Source organism: Flagellimonas onchidii (assembly GCF_004804315.1).
In the GTDB taxonomy this organism is placed as follows: Bacteria; Bacteroidota; Bacteroidia; order Flavobacteriales; family Flavobacteriaceae; genus Flagellimonas; species Flagellimonas onchidii.
In genome coordinates this window covers 214,739-239,722 of record NZ_SRXX01000001.1, presented here as the reverse complement: position 1 = coordinate 239,722, position 24,984 = coordinate 214,739, and the positions used below count along the sequence as shown (strand labels likewise).

General features: G+C 36.6%; 12 protein-coding genes. 5 read left to right on the top strand and 7 right to left on the bottom strand.

Going from position 1 to position 24,984, the window contains the following annotated elements; translation table 11 throughout:
* Window positions 1–5: 5 nt before the first annotated feature.
* Together E4661_RS00845 and E4661_RS00840 are read right to left on the bottom strand one after the other, a co-directional pair.
* Entirely contained in the window at window positions 6–2,111 is a 2,106-nt protein-coding gene (locus tag E4661_RS00845) for a DDE-type integrase/transposase/recombinase (RefSeq protein WP_136464918.1), read from the bottom strand.
* The gene (locus tag E4661_RS00840) at window positions 2,112–2,321 is read right to left on the bottom strand and encodes a hypothetical protein (RefSeq protein ID WP_136464917.1); all 210 of its coding nucleotides are present in this window, start codon (window positions 2,319–2,321) and stop codon (window positions 2,112–2,114) included.
* Window positions 2,322–2,452: 131 nt separating this feature from the next.
* On the opposite strand from E4661_RS00840, the gene E4661_RS00835 reads away from it, so the two are divergent.
* Both E4661_RS00835 and E4661_RS00830 read left to right on the top strand, forming a co-directional pair.
* Window positions 2,453–3,271 (top strand): S24 family peptidase, encoded by an 819-nt coding sequence (locus tag E4661_RS00835; RefSeq protein WP_136464916.1) that lies wholly within the window; start codon window positions 2,453–2,455, stop codon window positions 3,269–3,271.
* Window positions 3,272–3,525: 254 nt separating this feature from the next.
* Window positions 3,526–6,438 (top strand): caspase family protein, encoded by a 2,913-nt coding sequence (locus E4661_RS00830; RefSeq protein WP_136464915.1) that lies wholly within the window; start codon window positions 3,526–3,528, stop codon window positions 6,436–6,438.
* A 191-nt stretch (window positions 6,439–6,629) separates the two neighbouring features.
* On the opposite strand, the gene E4661_RS00825 is transcribed toward E4661_RS00830, so the two are convergent.
* From E4661_RS00825 to E4661_RS00810, 4 genes are all read right to left on the bottom strand, one after another.
* On the bottom strand, window positions 6,630–8,321 hold the full coding sequence (locus tag E4661_RS00825; protein ID WP_240751389.1) for a caspase family protein: 1,692 nt from the start codon (window positions 8,319–8,321) through the stop codon (window positions 6,630–6,632).
* Between the two features lie 425 nt (window positions 8,322–8,746).
* Window positions 8,747–9,517 (bottom strand): hypothetical protein, encoded by a 771-nt coding sequence (locus tag E4661_RS00820; RefSeq protein WP_136464913.1) that lies wholly within the window; start codon window positions 9,515–9,517, stop codon window positions 8,747–8,749.
* Window positions 9,493–10,668, bottom strand: coding sequence for a CHASE2 domain-containing protein (locus E4661_RS00815; protein ID WP_136464912.1), 1,176 nt, complete (start codon window positions 10,666–10,668; stop codon window positions 9,493–9,495). Before E4661_RS00815 ends, E4661_RS00820 begins: the two co-directional genes overlap by 25 nt.
* 7 nt (window positions 10,669–10,675) lie before the next feature.
* Window positions 10,676–11,992, bottom strand: a complete 1,317-nt coding sequence (locus tag E4661_RS00810; RefSeq protein WP_168796300.1) for an OmpA family protein — start codon at window positions 11,990–11,992, stop codon at window positions 10,676–10,678.
* A gap of 165 nt (window positions 11,993–12,157) precedes the next feature.
* Between E4661_RS00810 and E4661_RS00805 the strand changes: the two genes are divergently transcribed.
* From E4661_RS00805 to E4661_RS00795, 3 genes are read left to right on the top strand one after another with little or no spacing between them, the layout of a single operon-like run.
* Complete coding sequence (locus E4661_RS00805; RefSeq protein ID WP_136464910.1) at window positions 12,158–16,828, top strand: caspase family protein; 4,671 nt, start codon at window positions 12,158–12,160, stop codon at window positions 16,826–16,828.
* A 9-nt stretch (window positions 16,829–16,837) separates the two neighbouring features.
* A complete protein-coding gene (locus E4661_RS00800; RefSeq protein ID WP_136464909.1) occupies window positions 16,838–20,503 on the top strand; it encodes a caspase family protein in 3,666 nt (1,221 codons plus the stop codon).
* Between the two features lie 28 nt (window positions 20,504–20,531).
* Window positions 20,532–23,903 (top strand): CHAT domain-containing protein, encoded by a 3,372-nt coding sequence (locus E4661_RS00795; protein ID WP_136464908.1) that lies wholly within the window; start codon window positions 20,532–20,534, stop codon window positions 23,901–23,903.
* 275 nt (window positions 23,904–24,178) lie between these two features.
* Here the strand turns inward: E4661_RS00795 and E4661_RS00790 are convergent, their stop codons facing one another.
* Window positions 24,179–24,835 carry a response regulator gene (locus tag E4661_RS00790; RefSeq protein WP_168796299.1) on the bottom strand — a complete coding sequence of 219 codons (657 nt, stop codon included), beginning with the start codon at window positions 24,833–24,835 and terminating at the stop codon, window positions 24,179–24,181.
* Between the last annotated feature and the right edge of the window lie 149 nt (window positions 24,836–24,984).

The window sequence follows — 24,984 nt, the reverse complement described above, 5'->3', positions numbered from 1 at the left end:
AATATTTAAAATTGATTTGTGATAATATTATCGATGTCAATTTCTTGGCTGTGCGCAGTGCCGACATCACTGCCCACGGCCTTTTTTATCGGCCTGTCATCGATGCCGTTCAAAAGTCTTAGTGTCTCCGAGTCTTCGGCAGATCTCTTGTCCGTAAACCGACCCATCATCAAATCCACTTCGTTAGAACCGGCAGATACCTCCTGTAACTCTTTATTTTTACGCTCCTCAATCGCCTTTAAGCGTTGCTTTTCTTTGTTGATCTTGTTATGTTCTGCCTGCGGGCCATAAGGCTGTGGCCTGGTGTAGAGTTCTGCCCCGCCAAGGTGTATGAGCATATTTCCGCTTGGCTTGAACAGGTAGACTTTGTTTAAATCCCCTAAATCATAGCTCAATATCACCCTGTCTTTGTAATGTTCACTATACAGCCCATAATCATTGATGTGATAGATGTAATCAGCTTTTTGTATTTCAATCTTGATTTGACCGTTATGCTTAATTGTGACTTTCTTTTTAAGTCCAAATAGCATTGATATTTGGTGGCCCTCCAACTGTTTTACGTTAGGCTTGTCACTCTCATCGTGCAGCATTTTGGGGGACTTGTCCAAATTGTGGTGCTTTCGTGAGTAAACAGATAGTTTTGTGGTTCTGTAGCGTTCAATAATGGCCTTGGCTTCATTATACGCCTTGGCCAGTCCGTAATCTTCTTTTCGTGCCTCTTTTCGGATTTCCTTTAAGTATTCAGGACTTCTGTGCGCATAAGCTCTGCGGGATTGTATGCCCTCACCATAGTAGTACTTGCTATCAGGCATAAATACAGTTTGCAATGTGCTAAAACCACGCTCAACGTGTGGTTTGCCGGTTGCCTTGTGTGTAATTGTCACTTTTACGCCCAAGGCCTTCATATGGGCAATTAAAGCCTTTACTTCATCGGTATTGTGTCCCGGAAAGCGGTCGGCAACCAGCTCATAAGGTAGATAACCAGTGTTTTCAACTGCCATTTTAATGGCGTTCAATACAGACCATCTGTTCTCTGAATAGTCAAAGCTGTACCCGATCATGTCTCCACTGTGCACGTCCCTGACCGCGATGACGAACAGGAAGCCTTTGGATCTGTCATCCTTCGTATGCTCGACCAAATTGACACGAGTGGCATCTATTTGCCAGCAATCCCCGGCAAATAGGGCGTTTTCCATTGGAATATATCCAGTGTTTTCAAAGGCTTTACGACTTCCCTTACCATAACGGGCTGTATCGGTCAAAAACTTAACTTTTTGCTTTTCAAAGACGTTTTTGCCAAACCATCTAAGGCCCGGGGCTTTTCTGCCCCTGATCTTGCAAAGGTGCTGGATGGTCCTTGCTATATACGCGCCTGAATAATTTTGGGGCATTGCCCTCATCTTGATGGCACAGGCAATGATTTCAGGGTCGTCAAATACCACTCCGTTGGTATTTTTATATCGTGGTAACCGTATGACCTGAGTCACTTCTAAGTTTTCATTGATAATACGGTCAATTTTTTCTTTGAATTTTCTGTAGTTCCTGGGTAAGTAGCGTAAGTCTTTACGTGTAACCGCGGCACATACATCTTTATAAATAGCATTTACTTTTAAATCGGGGTTTTCGTCCATATAGTCCAAAGTGAACTCCAGTACCGCACAGGCCTTTGCCAATGCCGTTCGTTGCTCTGTTGTATGCTCTATGTATGAATTGATAAAATAGTGGTGCCTAGTTTTAATATGCTCAGAGAGCCTGCTGTCGAAATGGGACTCGAACGATGACCTTAATGCCAGGGCATAGTTTCTGACCAAGGTGTCGGCATCGCCAAAGCGGTCACGGTAGGCTGTGGGCTTACGGTTGGGGATGCGATTGAGGTCGTAATAAAAGTCATTCCTTATTTTCGCCCATCGCCAGCTCTTACCGGTATCGGGAAGGATGTTGTGGTGGCGGTGGCACGGGGTGACAGATGTTTTATATTGAGAACGGATTTTCCATAAATACTCATCGCTTAAACCACAAGTTTCATTGACAAGCCTTTGACTTATCCATATAGTCTCAACACCTTTGGTATTGTTTTTTCTGACCACTATGTCACCTCTTTGGAAATTCACCTATGCGGGTTTTGCAGTTTCAGCATCTTTGACCGGTGTCATGAACAACTCCGCGGTCTCCATTATTTTTCTGACGCCTTTTGAGTCTCGGCCATCATGCCTGCCAGCCAATACATCGTTCACATATTTAGTGCTATAACCTGTATGATTGGCGATCAATACCCCAATGCCATGGAAGTAATATGTACCGGCTCTTTTTGATTTTCCCATAATTGTGTAGTTTTGAAAATTATCTTTATTGGGAACAAATATATTAGAAAATTTTCTAAACATAAAATATTTTTAGAAAAATATCTCATAGTGTGTTAGAAAACTATCTGATTTTTAATTGCAAAAGGCTTATGATTACACAGAGAATAAAGGAGTACGTTAATTTTAAAGAACTTACCGTAAGTTCTTTTGAAAGCAGTATAGGTGCTAGTAATGGCATGCTTAGGAGAGCCTTCAAAGAGAAAACCGATATTAAAAGTCAATGGCTTGAAAATATTTTAGAAAACTATCACGACATAAATCCCGTTTGGTTGATTACCGGAAAAGGTGAAATGATTAACCCCAAAAATGCAAAAAACCTTACTCAAAATTATGGTAAGGAAAAGGGTAAGGTTTACGAGAATGAACCAAAAGTGCAAAGTAATGAGGTAATGGAAATGGAACAAACCCCTGTCATTACTAACGGGAACGGTAAAAAAAACGTGTACCTTAAAAAGTTTGCCCTGATGAGCGATGCAAATGTAGAGCATCAGCTTGTACCTTTATATAATATTGAGGCCTCTGCCGGACTTGTGACTTTGTTTGCCGATACTAAAAGTTACGAACCCATTGATTATGTGCAGATACCCAATCTACCGCATTGTGATGGAGGGGTACATGTTACCGGGGACAGCATGTACCCCATCTTAAAGAGTGGGGATATAGTGCTTTACAAACAAATTGAAGATATTGAGAACAACATCTTTTGGGGGGAGATGTACCTTATATCCATCGACATGGACGGTGATGATTTTACTACATTGAAGTATATACAGAAGTCGGATAAAGGAGAGAAATATGTCAAGCTTGTCAGTCATAACCAGCATCACCAGCCCCGTGACTTGGAAATCTCTCGCATCAGGGCTTTGGCCTTTGTAAAGGCATCCGTTCGTATGAACACAATGGGTTAAAAACGCCCATTTTTAATGGGGAAATTAATACCTTTACTGGAACTTGGCTGAAGTCACCACATATAAATTAACATGGGATTATCATAAATGATGATACCAAAACCCGTAAAGCCCCATTTTTATTGCACTTTTGGGTTTACCCCTCATACACTTCTGGACTTGACATATTTGAATTTAAAAATAATTCGTTAATACCAAAATACACATTCGACAGCACTAATAATTTATTAAATGTAAATGGTCATTCAGATTACATGTTCACTTTGGATGTGCCTAAAACGCAAATAAACTTAGTAAGCTTTACGACTGGGGATACAATTGCTACAATAAAAAATCAAGAATACTCACATTATTTCCTTAAAACATATTATGATCCCTTATCAGGTAATATTGGTATATATAACAATGAGGGTAAAAATATGAAGTTCTACAATGTTAAAAATGCCATAGAGAAGCCCTTTTATGAATTTGAATTTGACCGCTTAAATATATTGGCCTTTGACAGTAAAAAAAGACTACTGATAAAAGATGATGAGTACGATGAAAAGATTATAAATCTTGCCAAGCCCAAAAAGAGTATTGCTATTACCCATAATATCTCAAAAATAGCTGAATTTCATCCAACCCAACCTTGGATATTTTATGCTGTCGAAGACTATAAGGGTGTTGGTCTTATGTGCTATGATTATAACCAACAGACAATAATTGGCGGTAGTATTTTACCCGTTGAACGTTACAATAATAGCTATGACTTTGAAATAAATGATATTAACATTAATTATGGAGGCACCAGGTTATTGGTAAAATTAAACAACAATAATATTTATGTATTAGAACTATCGGGAGATAATGTTCAAAAAGTTTTAACCAATTCAAATTTACCAATCACTAAAATTCAACAGCAAGGGGGGGTACTAAGCTTAAATAATAATGTTACCAATCTTTCCAATTTCCAACATGAAGTAGATTTTGAAAAAGGAATTACCAATCTCACCTCTGACGGAATAATTAACTATTCAATTACCAGTAAAGGCTACTCCAATAACTCTCCAACCTATCTTATAAAAACAGCGTTTAATGAAAACTTAAAAACTAAAACTACTGATAGTACTGTTATTGATAGCTCTGGGGTAAATAGATTTGATAGGCCTATTGCAATTTTCGATGATAGATATTTATTTCTTGAAAAAGTCAAGGGATATAATTCTTGGGATAGAATAGATGGTCTCAAGATTTTTGATATTCAAGAAAAAAAAGTTCTTCTAGAAAAAGATGACATATTCATAAAAAATGATTTTAATTCTGATGAAAACACAATTACATTTTATTCCAGAAATCAATTTTATACATGGGACAAAAAAAGACAAAAATTATCGAGTTATAATATAGCATCAAAAAACCACTTTTACATCTCATTTGATGCTCCAGATTTTAGTTGTATTAGGCTAAATGATAGAAGTTTGCTAAAATCCCAACTAACAAATATAGTAAGATATCATCCCAATAATTCTGTGCAAAACGATACTTTAAGTATACCGGATGATTACACACGTGTTATGCTAATGTCTAAATTGAGCGATTCACTTATTTGGACTACAGTTTTCTCAAAATCTTATGGTAAATTCGGAATAGTGCCATTCAATGGAATTGATAAAAAATGGGGTGAGTTCCGCCCATTAAGCTCTAGACCTATCAAGATATTGGTTACGAAATCAAAAGATTTTTTGATTGTTGTTGAATCCAGTGGTGCGGTTCATCTCCGAAATCCGAATAGTGGAGATTTATTAGCAAAGGTCTATCAAAATGGCAATGGAGAAATTATTGGCTTGGACGAAGATGAATATTATTGTAGTTCCAATCCAATGACCAATGTCTATCTTACTCAAATTGGCGGAGAGATATATTATGATAAATTTTTGGATATAGAATTTAACAGGCCTGATATTGTTTTAAAATCTATTGGGAAGTCAGATAATGAAACTGTAACGCTCTATAATAAGGCCTATGAGTTGAGAAAGGAATTTTTTGAATCCATGAATACATCTTCAAATATCAGCGATAGAAGTATGGTGTCCATAGACTATGACAAACAGTCTTTTAATTCGGATAAAAATATGGTCAAAATACATGTAAAAAAACCGCTACAGCGCAATAAAGTCATTAAAACGGTAAATGGGCAAAACATAAAACAAGATGAAGAATCGATAGAGAATATACAAATTCCTGTAGGTTATGGTGAGAATCATATTGAACTGATTCAAAATAACAGTAGGCTTGCCAAGGAGTTAAAAATAAGTTCAAGGTCAAAAACCGCAAATGAGAATTTATTTGTCTACACCATAAGCGTTTCAAAATACCAAAACTCAAATTATAATCTAACGTATGCCACGAAAGACGGAAAAGATCTTATTAAAGCATTTAAAAGACAATCTGACTCCTATAAATCGGTTGTATCTAAAGAATTATATGATGAAGATGTAACCAAAGAAAATATTGAAGCCCTATTAACTCAATTAAATACAGGTATTAATGATAAAGTAGTAATCTTCTTGTCTGGACATGGACTCTTGGATGAAAACGATGATTTTTATTTCGCCACTTACGATATTGATTTTGATAACCCGAAAATTCGTGGAATGGGATTAAAAGACTTTCAAAAACTCCTTTCAAAATTAAACTCGCATAAAAAGTTGTTGCTTATAGATTCCTGTTATTCAGGTTTAGTAGATACAACAGAATCTTCAGATGAAAAAAAATCTGATATTATTGCTGATGACAAACCCGTTCTTAAAGAAAAACAGTTTGCAACCAAAGGCGCTGTTGCTACCTCTATGAAGACCCAAAACCAAACTTCAGCAAAATCAGCTTTTTTATTGATGCAAAATGTTTTTTCAAGCTTTAGTTCAACAACTGGTCTGGAAACAATTACTGCAGCCTCCGGAAATAGTGTTGCTCTAGAATCTTCAAGATGGCAGAATGGATCATTTACTTACACTATTAAACTTGGATTACTAGATTATAAAGCTGATGAGGATTCAAATGGAATTATAAGCGTAAATGAACTTAAAAATTACATTCTTAAAACAGTTCCAATTATTACTGGAGGTTCACAGCAACCAACAAGTAGAGAATCAAATAAGTATTTAAATTGGGACTTATGGTATTGACCATTTCATATGTAACTCTCCCTTTTCTTAGAATATTGTTTTCTATTTTTAAAAACCAAATACTCTAGTTGTGAACTTAGAAATGGACTGATTTTTATTTATTAAATACTTTTTTTAAATCCAAGTAAAGGAGAGAATTTTATCTCGATTTAAGGGCAAGCTAAACTGTCGGGTATGTATTCTCAGTAAATTTATTTTTTTTTGGCCATTTCCGACTCTTCATGCACCGTAAACTTCCAGTTTTCACCTTTTTTTACTAGTTTGGCAGTCCACGTAAAACCATTTTCTTTCATAAAGGGTAAAATACTTTCGTTTTCAAAATCTTCAAAAGTTTTGCTGCGGTTGTATAGGGCAATGGTGTTTTCGACCATTCTATTTTTAAATTCACTATTTGTCATATAGATAGTAACATAAGCTACTTTGGTATTGAAGTTGTTGATGTCAATATCTGGTTTGAATCCAAAATTTTGTTTGCTGAGGATATTTTTAACAGATGAAAGCACTTCTTTGGTGCAATAAGGTTCAAATATGTTCTCTTTTTTTCTATTCATTCCCATTAGAAATGTTATCGCATCATGACGAATTTTATTTCTCTTTTTGAGAGTGGCTTCTCGCTCCACCCTTTCGGTATCCGAAGTTAGTTTTGATGTATCTGTTAGGCAAGAGGGTTCCTTATTTGTGAATGAGTAACGATTCAAAAGTTTTACACGGTAGGTGTAGGTGGCTGCTTGAATTGAAAGTGAAGGGCGCCGATCATCCAGCATGTACTTGTATTTAGTTTTTACTGAGGTGTTTTTATTGCCATGAGTAATACATAAAACAATGGAATCTGGAGGTTTATTTTCTAATGGAAATCCGCGTAAATCAGTATCTAAAATACTTATGTCCCCAGGAAAGATTAACTTTTCACTGGTAAAATCAATTTCCTCTATACGATTATCCAAATAAGCGAAACCTCGTACTTTAACATTGTTTCCTTCTACGTCAGAAAAATTCTTTAGCCTGATTACTGCTGTTCGATGTCTTTCGCTAAAGGCAAAAATATTATCAACCACACTAAGGTTGGCCGACTCAGCTTCTAATGCAACAAGTGCCTGCTTAGGTGCCAAAGTGCCTGTATTTAATTGATTTTGTACCAACCCGGATTCTTTTTTTGGCAAATTAAATATGAAATCCCCTTTGTCCAAACGAGAATCCCTTATCGCACCAAATTGGGGGTTTTGTGCAGAAGAAGTATAATAAGAAACACTATTTCTTAGAAACCACCCCAATTCTTCTTCAGTTAGATATGTGTCCCCGTTATAGTCCGCTTCATTAGAAGTTAAAGCCTTTATAAACTGTCTTCTGAATTCGCTTTTATCGGGAACTGATTCTTTGCCCGTACCACTGCTTATGAAATATCTAATGGGTAGGTCGAAATTGGGAATATTCTTTGGTTCGATTGTTCCTGAACGCGATTCGAAAAGGGATCCGGAAAAACAAGCGTCAAATAAGAACAAAGCGTGTTTCGATTCAACATGTGTCTTTGCATATTCAATAATTTTGGAAAAAGGGAAAGCGTTTTTTTTAAATCTTGCAGGGCTATCGGTTTTGGCTGGATTAGGAGTATTTAAAGGAATTAGATAACCGACATCTTCTTTTAAAACCTTATTGTAAAGTGTGGCCCCATGTCCGGCATAGTAATATAACAAACGATTATTTTCTTGATAGCCATATTTCTCCGCAAAATTTTGTAACACCTCGTCCATCTCTCTGAGGTTTAGATTATAGTGTAACTCAACTTTAAAATTGTGTTGTTCAAGCGCCTTTTTTATTGCCAATATATCTTCTCTTGTCCCAGGTAGTTTATTCCAATTTTCTTCTTTATAATTACTATTAGCTATTAATAGGGCATAACTGTTTTGATATAACGATATGAACTCGTTTGGACTAGTTTTTGCGACTGGTTTAGCACCTCTTTTTTGGGCACTAAGGAGAGTTGTGCCAACAAAAACAACGATAAGTGTGAATTTTGATTCATGCTAATTGGCTTTAGTTCATATCATTTTGGATATAGTGAAAAAAGTGTTAAATAAAAATAATTTTTAGGCTCTGTAATGATGTTAATGCCAGCATTATTGCTTGTTGTATTTCTCATTTCATTTTAACCTTTATTTCTAATACTATAGGGAATTATGCTGTTTTCATTCAAATACAAGGTAAAATTATACACAGAACTTTTTTCTTACCTCAAATTAGAATAAATGATATCACTAGTTGTCTTGGAGTAAAATGGTGGCAGGTAACTAACTATTCGTTGAAATCTTAACTATTTGCAGACACCATAGCTTTCACAAATTCTTTTAGTAACTTCATTTTTACTAAATCCGAGTACTTTCATGTCTTCAATGAATTTTTCATAGCGTAATAGTTCAGTCTCAACTTCTTTATAATTTTTTATCTCAAACCTATTCCATCCAATATTTTTTAAATCAGGATATTCACGGGTGTCCACCGTCCATTCAAATTGGGTCGAACCTTTAAAAATGGACTTTTCTTCATAAAGCTTAATTTGGGTTCCAGAAACACCGATTTTAAAAATTTCTTCTGTGGTTTTGTTCCGAAGGAAAAAGTAATAGAAGTTGGTATTAGCATGTTCCCAAAAGAATCTTAGATTTCGATTGGAGACCATTGCCGAATCTGGTGGCGTAATTAGCAAATCATTACCCCGATAAACCCCAGCCATGACTGACTCTTTAGGTTGTTGTCCTGTAAATTCCTGATAGATGAATTGAAAATAGCGAACGGTCAGATTGTTCAACTTTTTTTTCTTTTCGAGCAAATCAGCAAACCTGCATTTTGCTTCACCTTCATAGGTGTATGCCTGTCCGTCTGCATCAATAGCTGTAATACTTGCTTCATTATCCAAAAGCAAAACATCTTGCTTTTTCAGGATGTCACCTTTTAAAATAACTTCTCTTGTTTTCATATTGATGATATCGCCTTTTGAGCTGAACACAAGTAGTGAGTTGACCCTTTGACCATAAAAGGAAACGGGAACAAAAAGGAAGAGAATTAATCTATAACATAGCTTTTCCATGGCCAGCGTTTTTTAACAAATCGGGTTAAATGAGTATAAAAACAAATCATTTCTAAACCTAATAAAGACAAAATTATTAAGGGGGTAATTTGCAAATGAATGTTTGTCTTTACCAATGCATATGTAAGGTATAATAAGATAATGGTAGCTAAAATTTGTACAATTTTGATGCCAAAATCAAAGGCGAAGGCATTCTTTTTTCCAATTCTCATGCCCAACGCAATTAGGCCCCATGTGCCAATAAACGCAAATAACCAACTAAAAAAATTAGGTACTCGATAAATAAATTGACTAGTGGTGAACATTTCTATGATATTGGCATGAATCACAAGCCCATAAATATCTGGAAAAGACCTTCCGGCAAACTTAGGATTCAAGGGGGAGTAATGTCTGTCCTCCAAAGAAAAATTGTCGCCTAAACTATCACCCATAAACCCAAACAATACAATGGCATTGTACATGGCTGGGATGTTTTTCCGATCCAATAATTCTTCAATGTCAAAACTCAGATAACGATTTTGGTTTCCAAAATAATTAATGGTCAATTCATGGTCATAAAGTTTAGCTATCTTATCCTTATCAAGAAAGCCTGCCTCTAAAGCCACTTTTACTGGAAACGCCAATAAGGTGTTATTTTTAATTGTTTTGGCCCCAGTGAACTGCCGCACAACGGAAGTTTCATCATTTATTGATAAATCCAAATATCCAGAATTTTTCAGGGGAATTTCAAACTTGGGATGATTATCTACTATTCTGTCCCGATCAAAACGAAAGGCAGAGACCAAATTAGGGGTGCTTTTTAATATGGCTTTAAGAATGGAATCACTATTTGGCTCTTTGGCATCTTTAAATATCATATCCAAGCCAATGACTTTTGGGTTTTGCGAAGTAACTGTTTGCAAACCCATAGCTATCTCCAAACGATTGGCATGGCCCACATTCACCAAAATAATCTTGTCCGTTTTGGTAACAGAATCCTGAAGTTTGGAATAATAAATGTCACTATAATTAAAATCCCGAAAGGCATTTTCAATCGGACTTAAAAAATTGGCACTATTCAATAACAAGTAGAAAAAGCCCCCAATCAAAAAAGTTAAAAGGGTACATCCAAGAGCATCACGCCAGAGTAAAAATGAGTTTTGAATTTTCAAATTAAGATTATTTTTTCAGTCGAAATTCTATTCTTCTGTTTTGTGCTCTGCCAGATTTAGTTCTGTTAGTAGCTATTGGCTTGCTTTCTCCATATCCAATACTGGTAAGCCTCGATGCATTAATTCCTCTACCGATAAGGTAATATCTAACTGCCGAGGCTCTTTTTTCAGAGAGTAGTTGATTTGTAGGGCCGTCGCCAATGTTATCAGTATGTCCTTCTACAAAAAAAGCTGTTTCAGGATATTTCTGTAGTATTAAAACGATTTCAAGTATAGAAGAAATACCCTCAGACTTAATATCAGACTTTCCTGTGTTGAACAATATTTTTCTTCCGAAATCTCTTAATTTTTTCAACTCCTCCTCCTTAATTTTCCTTTTTTTTGGAGTATTTGAAGGGCTTGCCGAATTATTGGAATTTTCACTGCTTTCATACGAAAATGTAATTCTATCAGAAGAAGAAAAACCTTCATGTACCATTGGTAATTTAAAAATGAAATCACCTTTGTCTAATCTATTGTTTCTAATCGGGCCTTTCTGAGGATGTTGCTGACCATAACTATAGTTGATAACATTATCCCTTAGAAAAAGACCTAACTCTTCTTCCGTCACAAAACCATCTTGAGTATAATCGGCCCTTGAAGATGTTAATGCTTCAACAAACAATTCTCTAAAAATACTTTTATCCGGAACGGTTTCATTGGGAGAACCACTTGTGATAAAATATCGAATAGGTAATTTTACACTATCTACTATACTTGCCAAATTTTGATTTCCCCCTCTTGCATTGATTAAGGAGCCTGAAAAACAAGCATCGAATAAAAATAAAGCATGCTTTGAATCTATACTTTTGGCATATTCTATTATCCTACTCATTGGTATAGAACTATTTTTAAATTGGGCATCACTGGCAAAAACTGGGTTCTCCGCGTCCACAGGAACCAAATACCCAAATTGTTCCCCATAGGAGCTTTCCAAAGTATATCCATGGCCTGCGAAATAGAACAGAAGCCTATTATTCGCTTGATAACCATAATCCCTGATGAAATTGGAAAATGCATTATCAAGCTCTATTTTATTCAGGTTTTGTTTGGTAAATACAATAAAACCATGCTGTTCAAGTACCTTTTTAATTGCACCTATATCTTTGTTTACGCCTGGAAGATTATCCCAAGATTGGTATAAGCTATTCCCAATGACCAATGCATAACTTCCAGAATAAATTGTTCTAATTTCTATAGCTTTTTCATTTGAGACAATAGGTTTGGCCCCTCTAGATTGCGAGTAAAGTCCAACTGAGAACAATATTGAAATTAGAATTGTCACAAAACAGCAAATGGTTGAATGTACTAATTGAATATTCATTGATAGGGTAAATATGACCCAAAATAGTAAAAACCATTGTTTTCTACAGGAGGTCTTCCTTAAAATTTCCACTTATAGTGATACTTTTTGTTGTTAATATTTTTAGTTTTAAGCAGATACTTTCCTATGAAAAGCTATTTTACATTGTTATTGCTTGTCTTTTGGTCTTTTTGTTTTGGACAGGAGATTAAGTTGGGGTTGCCGTTGGGGCATTCTGGCCATGCAATTCCAGCTGAGTTTTCCCCTGATGGTAAATTGGTTTTGACAGGTTCCGCGGACTCTTCAGCCAAACTTTGGGATTCAGAGACAGGAAAACTAATACACTCACTGGAAGGACACTCAAACATGGTTCATTCTACTACGTTTTCCCCAGACGGAAAAAAGATTGCCACCAGCTCTTGGGATGGTACAGCAAAACTCTGGGACACTGAAACAGGTGAGATTATCTATTCTTACGAAAAACATTCGGACACTCTTTATTTTGTAACCTTTTCTCCCGATGGGAGTAGAATTCTTACCGCATCAAAAGATGGCACAGCCAAACTGTGGAGTGTTTTAGAAGGAAATTTACTTCATTCATTTGACCATCATGGTGAGACTGTATATCGAGCTAAATTTTCGCCAGATGGAAAGAAATCAATTACAGGGTCCTGGGACGGGACTGCAAAGATTTGGGATAATAATTCAGGTAGATTGATAAACACGCTTAAAGACCATGAAGGCCATGTCACTTCTGTTTCATTTTCTCCTAGTGGAAATCATGTCATGACCGCATCTTTAAACGGTTCGGTCAAAATTTGGAAACTTTTAAATGGAATGTTGGAGCATTCTTTTAATGATTATAAAAATAAAACTTGTCGGGCAGTATTTTCGGAAATAGGCAATTACATTTTGATTGCCTCGAGTGGAAAGACAGAAATTAAAAAAATAAACTCAAAAAAAACTATTTCCAGTTTTGTTAGTAACAAAAACAATTGGTACTTCGATGAAAAAGTCTTTTCAAAAGATGGAAAAAAAGTCCTTATAGCAAATTTTCTGGATGAAGCGGAACTGAGAGATGTTAATACTGGAGATTTAATCCATTTGTTGGACTATAAAAGTCATTTATATTCCACCGAATTTTCTCCTGAGGGGAATAAAATTTTAACGTCTCATGCTAATGGTACGGTAAATATTTGGGATGTAAATACCGGACAACTAATCCATTCGCTTGAATCAAAAACTCACGCTATTAAATCAGCTGAATTCAACCAAGATGACAGTAAGATTTTATTGAATATTCAAGGAAGTATGCCTCAAATAATAGACTCCTCAACTGGAAAAGGAAGTTTTATAAGTGACGGGCTGACCACCGCTATGAAATCAATTGATCTTTCTCCTGATGGAAAACACATATTGATTTCTTCCTCGAATTATATGGAAACTTACTCAAGTATATTTGATATTGACTTAAATCGAATTACTAAAAAACTTGAAAACGGTAAGTCTCATAATATCTCCAGATTTTATTCTAACGGCCAGTATTGTTTTACTGGCCATCAAGAAGGGTCAATATCGATTTGGAATGTTCTAACAACTAAACAAATCAAATCTATAAAGGCGCATTCGTCCCATATTGTTTCAATAATTGTGAATCCTAAGGATGAAAGTCTAATAACCAGAGCTCGAGATGATGATTACATCAAGGTATGGGACTCTTCTAATGGCCAGTTGAATTATACTTTTGAGAATTACAGCTCAGCAAGTCCTGGTCTTTCTGCTTCAGGTGAGCAAATCGCCACTGCGGGCCTTGACAATAAAATTAAAATCTGGAATTTAAATAATGGACAATTAATGTGTACTTTGGAGGGCCACGACAAACGAATAACTCGATTGGAGTTTTCACACGACCATAAATACTTGCTTTCCAGTTCTAATGATGCCACTATCTTATGGGATTTAGAATCTAGAATTCAATTGAAGTTGTGGAAGGGATATTATTCTTCGCCCATTATATCACCTGATGGGTCAAAAACATTTTTAGATCACTGGGGTAATTCCATTCTGTTTGATAATAATTCGCAAAAAACCATCACCCTACCTTTTAAAAATAAAAACCCTGTTCGTTTTGCCAAGTTCTCGCCAAATGGAAGAATACTCTTAACCGCATCAAATAAAGGAGATGTAAGTGTTTGGGATTTAAATACTTATGAAAAATTGTTTTCATACTCGAATAACTATTATTTATCACCCAAAACAATGTTTTTTACACCAGATAGCAAAAGCCTTTGGTTTATCAAAGATGGTCATACTCTGAAGAGTATAAACTTCAAAGCAAATAAACTATTAACCTTTCTAGATGGCCACAAATCGGAGATTACAATGGCAAAGTTCGATTTATTGGAGCCAGGATTGATTATAACTAGTGCAGGTAGAGAATTAAAATTTTGGGATTTCGGAATTGAAAAAAGACTAAAGACAAATAATTCTATAGTATGGGATCAAATGTCCAATAAAGGAGATAAAGTCATGGTTACCCAGTTTTTTCGTAGGGACAAAAAATCAAGTGAAATTTCAAAACACGAGGTTAATGTCTTCGATAAAATAACAGGAAATCTTTTAGCCTCGTTTTTAACCAGTGGTTCAAGAGTTAAATCTTTAGGTTTTTCTTCAGACGACGAAACCATTTTGATTGCCAACGATTCGTTGATAGAATCATGGAGCTTGCGGACAAACGAAAAATTGACAACCTTAAAAGGTCACTCAGAGTATGTTACCAATGCAATTTTTTCCAACAACGGAAAATACCTATTAACTTCTGCATTTACCGAAGATCCGGTTCTTTGGGAATTTAAGACTGGTAAAAAAATCCTAAAATTTAAGAACCAGCATGGTTATCATAATTCATCAGTGTTTACCCCAAAGGACCAAACGATTTTAATAGCTAGAAATGAAGAGGGCTTTTTAAGTGAATTGGAAGTTTCTTCAGGCAATTTAATTAAATCGGAAAAAGCACATTCCCTAGGTATAACATCAATTAAATTATCCAATAAAAAAGATAAAATTATTAGTACTTCAAAAGATGGCAGTTTTGTGATTTGGAAATCAGGTGGCGTGCAACAATTGATTCGATTTTTTATGTTTGATGGGGATCCCAATAAATGGCTCCACCTTCACCCAGGCGGCCTTTTTGATGCCTCGCCAGAAGCAATGAAACTCATGTACTATACCTATGGTCTTGAAGTCCTAGAATTCCAACAATTAAAAGAATTATACTGGGAACCTGACCTTTGGCCAAAGGTTATGAACAATGAGCCTTTGCGAGATGTTCCCTCAAAAGAAGAACTCAAAAATTATCTTCCTCCAAAAGTGGAGTACCCTAAGCAATTGGCCAAAAATAGCTATACCATACCCGTTACGGTTACCAAACGGGAAGGCGGTTTGGGCGTAATACGGGTCTATGTCAATGGGGTTGAAATTGCACATGACCTGAACCAACAGGTTGATAGTGCTTTAGCGGTTCAAAAATTGAAGCTCGTTTTGGATCCAAAAAAGGACTTACCTAACGGGAAAAATAGCATAAGCATCATTGCAGAAACAGCAAATGGTAAAGTTACTAGTAATCGGGGAGCAGTACCTGTTAGCAACAACAAAAATTTAGAAGATCCCAGTTTTTATGGAGTTATCATTGGGGTTGGGGATTACCCTGACGGAAATTTTCAAGATTTGGATCTCCAGTTCGCCGAAAAAGATGTGCAAGCCATGGGAAAGGCCTTAAAATTGGCCACTCCTTCATTTTTTAAAAAACGAAGCTTTTACAAGCTAAGCACCCATTCAAAAAAAGTGGATTCCCTACCTAATAAAACCAATATTGAAAAAGTATTCTCGACTATTGCCGAAAAGGCTGGCCCAAATGATGTGGTATGGGTGCATTTTAGTGGCCATGGCAAGGCCATTCCTAGAGATGGTTCTGAGGACAAGGACATTCATTTACTCTTGAATGATTGGGTAAACATTGACATGGATGGGCCGGGTGCTAGAGATTTGATTAAGCAACGTAGTATTTCAGGCGATGAACTTAAGGAAATGCTGAAAAAGATAAAGGCCAATAAGAGAGTGGTGGTCTTGGATGCCTGTGAGGCTGGGAGTTTTTACAACGAAAAAAGTGGAGGCAATACTATCGCCAAATCCTTGGATCGGCTCCGAACAGCTTCCGGAGCGGCGATGATCATGGGGAGTCAGGAAGATCAGGCCAGCTACGAGACCAGCAATTATGAGATGGGTCTGTTGACCTATTCCCTATTGGAAGGTATAAAGAACACGCCACAATCAAGCCCCATCAATTCTTTAAAGATATTGCAGCATGCCGAGGAACGAGTGCAGGATTTGGCTGAAGAATTAGGTGTAAAACAGCAACCAAAAATTATTGGTACCGCTAATTTTCCCTTTGGCAGCTTAGATGAAAAAGCTAACAAAAATTTCCCGAGCTTGCGTGGTAAACCTGTTGTCAAAGAAATTAGATTGACCTCAAAAACTAGAACTACCCGTGACCCATTAGGGTTAACTGATAAGGCGATTCAAGCTATTAAAGACTATGTTGATGGAGAAGATGAATTATTTTCTTATTTCAGCATTGATTCTGGTAATAATGAATATTATACTTTAGCTGGTCATTATACCAAATCTGAAGAAGGCCAACTAATTTTAGAGTTGGATTTATATAATAATCAAAATGATTTCAGTAAGTCATTGATTTTGAATAATAAATTTGATATGAATTTAGTGATTCAAACATTGGAAGATTTACTTGGAAAATAAGTTTAAATAATGACTCGTGTAAATTTACCGAAATTCTATCTCCTTAAAGCGTCATTGTTGTGTCTGATATCTGGTTTGTCTATTGCTAATATCTCACTAGCACAAGAAGTGAAATTGGGATTGCCCTTGGGGCATACTGACGGTATAATTACTGGATATTTTGACAAAACTGGTAAACAAATATTAACGGGTTCAAATGATAAAACTGCACGGTTATGGGATGTGGAAACAGGAAAATTGCTACAAATTTTTAATGGTCATTTTAGTTATGTTTGGTCTGCAATGTTTGATTCTGAATCCAAAATTGTGATTACAAATTCATATGATGGGTCTGCCAAGTTTTGGGATGTAGAATCAGGAGAGCTTTTAAAGTCATTTGATGGTCATGCAGGAAGTGTAGAAACCTCTTGTTTTCGCTCCGAGGAAAATCTATTGCTAACAGGTTCTGCTGATTTTACCGCAAAGCTGTGGGATGTCTCCAGTGGTACTGCTATTCAAACATATAGTGGACATGAAGATGCGGTGGTTGGGGCAGCATTTCACCCTAGCATGGAATTGGTTCTAACAGCCTCAGATGATGGAACTGCCAGAACTTGGAATATCCATAATGGAAAATTGAAAACCACCTTAACTCATAAGGATGCAGTTAATTCTGCAGTTTTTAATAAAAATGGAGATATGATTCTTACTTCTTCATCTGACAGTACGGCGGCTATATGGAACTCAAAAAACGGCAAACTTTTGAAACAATTTTTTGGCCATACAGATAAAGTAATATCCGCGGTATTTGGACCAAATGAAAAAATTTTGTTAACAGCTAGTTATGATAATACCGTAAGAATTTGGGATGTTCGAACTGGCGCACCATTACATGTCTTAGAAGGGCATGATGGAGTTGTGGATTCAGCTATTTTTGATAATAATGGGTCAAGAATTTTAACAGCTTCTTGGGACAAGACCGCCAAATTATGGGATGTGGAAACAGGAACTGAAATTAAGAGTTTCATTGGTCACAAAAGTAGCGTTCGATCCGCGATATTTTCGCCTAATGAAAATAACATTTTAACCGTTTCATCGGACAAATCGGCAAGAGTTTGGGATGTTTCAAGTGGTAATTGTCTTAGAAGTTTTAAAGGTTATACGGGTGAAGTAAACTCTGCTGAGTTTGATGCTACAGGGCAAAGCTTTGTTTCCTCATATGCTGATAAAACAGCCAGAGTATGGAATACGATAGATGGCAAGTTGAATGCTGTTCTTGAAGGCCATAGAGGCAATGTTTCCGGAGCCAAATTTAGTTCTGGCGGCAATTATATTTTAACGTCTTCATGGGATGGCTCCTCAAAGCTTTGGAATTCAAAGACAGGAGAAATATTGAAATTCTTAGGCAGTCATAACAGAGCAATCACATCTGCAATATTTGGGCCTGATGATTTAACTATTTTAACATCTTCTTGGGATAAAACAGCAAAGCTGTGGGATGTTGAAACTTCTAACTTATTGCAAACTTTTAAAGGTCATTCCGATTGGGTATGGAGTATTGATATGGATATGGATGGAAAAAAAATCGCTACTGCTTCTTCAGATGATACTGCAAAAATTTGGGATTTAGAAACAGGAGACTGTAACTTTACTTATTTAGGCCATAAGTCCGCCGTTCGATTTGTAAGATTTCTTGACAAAGGGAAAATCATTTCATCTTCTGCTGATAAAAAGATAAAGATTTGGGATGTAAAAACTGGTGAAACACTTAAAACATTTATAGGTCATAAAGGAAGGGTTAATGACGTAATAGTCAGTCAAAATGGTAATTACATTTTAAGTGCTTCAGATGATAATTATGTTAGATTGTGGAGCTTGGAGTCTGCCAAAGAGTTAAGAAGAATAGGTGGGCATTTTGATGAAATCAATTCTATAGTTTTTCATCCAAAAGATAATACAATTATGACTGCTTCAAAAGATGGAAGCATCAAAATATTCAGCTTGGATAAGGAAGAAACTACGATACGTCATTTTATTTTTGAGGATAATCCTGAAAAGTGGCTCCACCTTCATCCAACTGGTCTGTTTGATGCTTCACCCGAAGCCATGAAATTGATGTACTGGACCAAGGGTTCGGAAATCATTGAATTTGAACAGTTGAAAGAGCGCTATTGGCTTCCGGGCTTATGGAAAAAGGTAATGGCAGGTGAAATCTTACCCGATGTACGTGATATGGACGAGTACCAGTTGACCCCTGAAGTTGAATTGGGTAAAATAGTTGAGGGAAAATTACCTATTCACCTTACAAAGCGAGAAGGTGGCTATGGTAAGGTTTCTGTTTTCTTAAATGGCAAACGTATTATTGATGATGTCCGAGGAAGTGAGTTTGATAACACCGAAGAAAGACAGACGTTATACCTAAAAGTTGATGATCATCCCTATTTAGTTGATGGGGATAACGAAATTGGGGTCAAGGCTTCAGGAAAAGATGAATATTTTGGTCAGGGCCGCGGAGCAAAAGCGATTTTGACAGTAGATAAAGATGAGGTGCCCGAACCACAATTTTTTGGAGTAATCCTTGGTGTTAGTGAATATGCAAATGCTGAAATCAACCTCAAATATCCCGCTCAAGATGCCACTTCAATATACAAAGCTGTAGAGAAAGGGGCGTCAAACTTGTTCGAAGAAAAACGTACCTTTATGTACAAACTTACATCAGATGAAGGGCTAAAACCGACCAAAAGAAATATTGAGAATACTTTTAAAGAAATTGCAGAAAAGGCCAATGCCGAAGACATCATTTTTATCTACATGGCAGGGCATGGCATTACTTGGGGAGGCCTACAAGGGGACTTTCATTATTTGACCTTAGAGGCTACTTCAGCCAATAAAGAGGTATACAACGATAAGGCCATCCGGGATACAAGAACGGTTTCCACAAAAGATTTAAAGAATTGGTTAAAAGACATTGCAGCACAAAAACGGGTTGTGGTCATTGACGCCTGTGGTTCGGGCAAAGCGGTAGAGAATATAAAGTTAGCCCGCAATGATGACCCCTCTAAGAAAAAGGCTTTAGATAGAATGGCTGATGACGCAGGGACTTCGATAATTTCGGGAAGTGCGGCCGATGCAGTCAGTTATGAGTCCAGTCGTTTTGGTCAGGGTTTACTGACCTATACCATTTTACAAGGGATACGTGGAGCTCAGCAGTTAGAAGACAACAAATTGGTAGACATTATTCCAATTATGAGCTTTGCGGAAAAAGAGGTGCCAAAATTGGCGGAGTCATTGGGGGGTATTCAACAACCAGATATTTTTTTGGAGAGTGGAGCGGTTTACATCGGTATTTTAGACAAAGAGGAACGGAAAGAGATTCCCCTCGCCAAACCAAAGGAAGTGTTTGTACGGTCATCTTTCCTTTCCAGCGACAGTTTTGATGACAAGTTGAGTTTGACTGAATTGGTAGATAAAGAACTATCTACAATTTCTGCGATTGGTGTAGATGCGGACTTGGTTTTTTTTGATACACCAGACTTTCCTGATTCGTGCAAGTTGAGCGGTATTTACAAGCAAACTAAAGATGGCCTTGAATTGCAGATGAAACAAAAGTGTGGGGATTCTGAACTAAAAAGCACCATTAAAGCTAATGATACTGAAATGTTAGTGGAGCAGATAATGGACTTTTTAAAATACTAGTTTTTAAAGTTAAAAATCAGTTTTAATAATGCGCATTCAAATCCTCTTTTTTTTCTTTTTTTTTCTTGCGTCAGAGGCTTCAGGGCAACAAGTAGAGATTGATGAAAATTCACTTGAATTTCAAGAGATTTTAAGCTTATATAACGAAGCTAGTGAATTCAAAGCAAAACTAAATTTTGATAAAGCCATAAATACTTACCAAAGGGCATTGGAACGTTTTAAAAATTTGTACGGTACAAACCATCAATATTATGGTACGTTTTTATCAATGATTGCAGGTATATATCAAGATATGGGCGATTACAAAAAAGCCTTGCCCTTACAACTGAAAGCACTTGAAAGCACTAAAAAAACTGCAGGAGAGGCCCATGCTGAATATGGAATTAATATGAATAATTTGGCTGATTTGTATAACTCAATGGGTGAATATCAAAAAGCACTACCTCTGTATTTGGAGGTTTTGAAAAATTTTGATAAAAACTTTGGTCAAAACCACCCAAATTATGGAGCAATTTTAAACAATTTAGGTCAATTATACACTCAGATGGGCCAATATGATGAAGCCTTGCCTATAAGTTTAGACGCCTTACGACACGCCGAAAAATTCCTTGGTAAGAATCACACAGATTATGGAAATAGATTGAATAATTTGGCAACACTTTATTACGACATGGGAGAATTTCAAAAAGCTTTACCGTTAAGTCTTGAAGCTCTCGAGAATACAGAACAGAATCTGGGAAAAAACCATCCCGATTACGGGATTCGATTGAACAATCTGGCTCAATTATATAAGGTTATGGGCAAATTTGAAAAAGCTCGACCTTTATATTTTGAGGCTTTGGAAAATGCCGAGAATTCACTTGGAAAAAACCATCCCGATTATGGTAATCGGTTGAATAATTTGGGCGATTTATTTCGTCAGCTTGGGAATTATGAAAAAGCTTTGCCTTTTTTCATAGAGGCAGTGAAAAATACCAAAAACTCACTTGGACGCAGCCATCCCTATTATGGAATTCGAATAAAAACTTTGGCACAAACATATACCGCTATCGGAGAATATAAGACAGCATTACCATTGTATTTAGAAGCTTTGAAGGTTGTTCAGAACTCAGTTGGGAGAGACCATCCATTCTATGGGACAGTTTTAAATAGTCTCGCTGATTTTTATCGTAAAATAGGACATTTTAAAAATGCACTGTCATTATATAGAAAATCAATGACTAATACAGAAAGAATTCTTGGTAAGAACCACCCGGACTACGGGATTGTTCTTAGTAATTTGGCCTTATTATATCGTGAAATGGGAGACTATAATAAAGCTTTGTCTCTATTTTTAAGGGCTAAAGAAAATGTTGAAACCACCCTTAGTAAAAATCATCCAAACTATGTAACAATTTTATCCAATTTGTCCCAGTCTTATAAATCCATGGGGGATTTTGAAAGAGCTTTAGAGTTGTCATTAAAAGTTAAAAATGAGACTGAAATGTTGTTGGGGAGGGACCATCCGCTCTATGGACTTCGATTAAACGATTTAGCTATTCTTTTTTTGGAAACTGGCAGAAATCAAAAAGCTTTGCAATTAAGTATTGAAGCTCTTGAGAATATGGAACATAACCTAGGAAAAAACCATCCCGACTATGGACAAGTCTTAGTGAATATTGCAATTGTATATGAAAGGTTGGGCGATTATGGAAAAGCTTTTACAACGTTAAAGGAGTACAATAAAATCACTCAACTTCAAATTGCAAGAAACTTTAGTTATCAAACAGCTAAAGAAAAAGAAAGTTTTTTTGAAAATAATATTGGCAAATACAACTTTAAAGTTTTTTCCAACTTTAATTATATCTCAGATTCGAAATACAAACAGGCTTCAACCATAGCAATGAACAATATTTTGACCAGAAAAGGCATTTTATTGAACTCATCTAAAAATATCTTGGAAGAGTTAAGTTCCCTTGGTCAAGTTGGCATTGATAAAAAGGTAAACGAATTTCGTGGCAATATGAGCTTTATGCAAAGCCAGGAACAACTTCCAATGGCCAAACGTTCCAAGGATTTTGAGGAACGCCGATCGCAATTGGAGGTTTTAGAACGTGAGTTGGTTAATCTTCATGACGAGCATTTTGGTGAGGAAATGAATTATGTCCGGGACTTTAAGGATATTAAATTAGAAGAAGAAGACCTTGCGATAGAATTTACCTATTTTGATGTGTACAACAAACAATGGACTGACAGTACCATGTATGTGGCGTACTTATATAAAAAGGGCTGGGAGGCGCCCAAGGCGATTAACCTTTTTGAAGCAGGGCAGTTAGAAAAATACCTTGTGAATGCCAGTTCGCCAAACCAATTGTACAATATCAGGGGCGCGAAGGCGGTTTCCTCAGGCACCATGGTTTCCGATAGTATCTACAAGTTGGTATGGGAGCCCTTGGAAGAACATACCCAAAACATTTCAAAGATTTACTACTCCCCAGATGGGCTTTTGCACAAAATAGCGTTTGATGCCCTGCCGAATAAGGAAGGCGAGTTATTAGGCTCAGGTCATGACCTGAGCCGAATGGGTAATACTGCTGATGTGAACATGTATCCAATACAACCGAATCTAAATGATGTGCTCTTGATAGGAGGTGTGGAATACGCCTACGAAGGAGATACTATCGATTCAGAAGGCGATAGGGGATTCAGTGTTCTTGAGAGCGAACAGCTATTGGGCAGCTGGGAGAACAAAAACCGCAATACCAGAGAAGGCATCTGGAACTATCTTCCAGGCACTCAAAAGGAAGTAGAGGACATCAAATCCCTGTTGCCAGCAAGCAAGATATGGAGCGGTAAGACGGCCACCGAGACATCCTTCAAGGCATTGAGTGGCAATAGCCCCTCGGTCCTCCATATTGCGACCCATGGATATTTCTTCCCTGATCTAGAGAATAAGAAAGAAGACCGTCTGTTGAGACAAGGGAAGCCTTATGTACATGCTGAGAACCCACTATTACGTTCGGGCCTGATACTGGCTAATGCTAACTATGCGTGGCAGAACGGCAATAATCCGCATGAAGATGAAGATGGTATATTGACTGCATTGGAAATTTCGAATCTCGACCTCAGAAACACTGACATCGTTATCTTATCGGCCTGTGAGACAGGCTTGGGCGACATCCCTAGTTCTGAGGGAGTCTATGGTCTTCAAAGAGCTTTCAAGATGGCGGGGGTTGACACCATAATAATGACCCTTTGGGAGGTTCCGGATAAGGAAACCGCTGAGTTTATGAAGTTGTTTTATAGAAATTTGAAAAAACGAAACAATCCCAAAGATGCTTTTAAAGAGGCCCAAACAACAATGATGCAAAAGTATCGGGAAGAACCCGAGAAATGGGGTGCTTTTGTTTATTTGGAGTAAGTAATAGACTAAATCGTAAACGAAGAATACAATGTTTATGTAGTTAAAAAATAGATTGTATAAAGACTAGAACCTAGATTTTAAATGGCTTTGTTTACTGAGGTTTCCATGCCTTTGCATTTTTGTGCTCTCCGAATAGGACACCTAATTATTTTAGGTATTGTGGAATCCTGTCAATTAAAATGTGTATTGGGGCTTACCTAAGCTGTGCAATAAAAATAGTTTTTTATTGCTGTTGTTTAATCCTATTGTGAGTTGGAACTAAAGAAACGGATTTAAATAAATCCTTTTTTTCGAGCCACATCCAATAATTCCTTTGTGCTTCCATCCGGAACCCCAAGCAAAGATTTTATCCGTTTCTTTCTACGTTCAATGGTTGGCATTGACAAAGGAATATGCGAAGGCAAATCTTTCATTTTATGTCCTTGGGAAAGGTGGTACAGTATTTTTCTGTTCCATGAGTCAACATAAATTTTTTCAAAATCATCAGGGCTTAACAGAGTCCTAATTTTCTCGCTATAAAAATTCTTGTTCTGTAGTACTCTGCTCACAGCATGGTTCAATGTTTTAGGGTCAATATCTGATTTTATCAAAAAGCCTTCGGGTTTCAAGGTTCTAAAAATATTGGAAATACGTTGGATTTCATTCAATCCAGTGTGTACAATGATTTTTGTCTTGGGAAATCTTTTCTTAATCAATAATCCAAGGTCTTCACCACTTGTGACCGTTCTATCCTTGGAGGCGGGAAGGCTGATGTCCAAAAGGACAATGTCAAAAAAGTTACCTTCCAACTCATCCATTTTTAAGAGTACCTCATCACAACTATGAGCGCCATCAAACTCCAGAGAAGTCGGAATTTCAAGATTTTCCAATAAGATTTTGTAACCCTTTACGGTAATAGGGTGATCGTCAATGATTAAAATTTGGGACATTTTCTTCATTTTTTAAATAACACATTTCCAAACGAATAATTCTGACTAATGTTTTGTTAAAAAGATGTTTTGTATATGAACGTTTAATTCTTGTATACTAAATATGGCAATCTCGAACGCTGTAAGAATTTCGGAACTGTATGTCCATT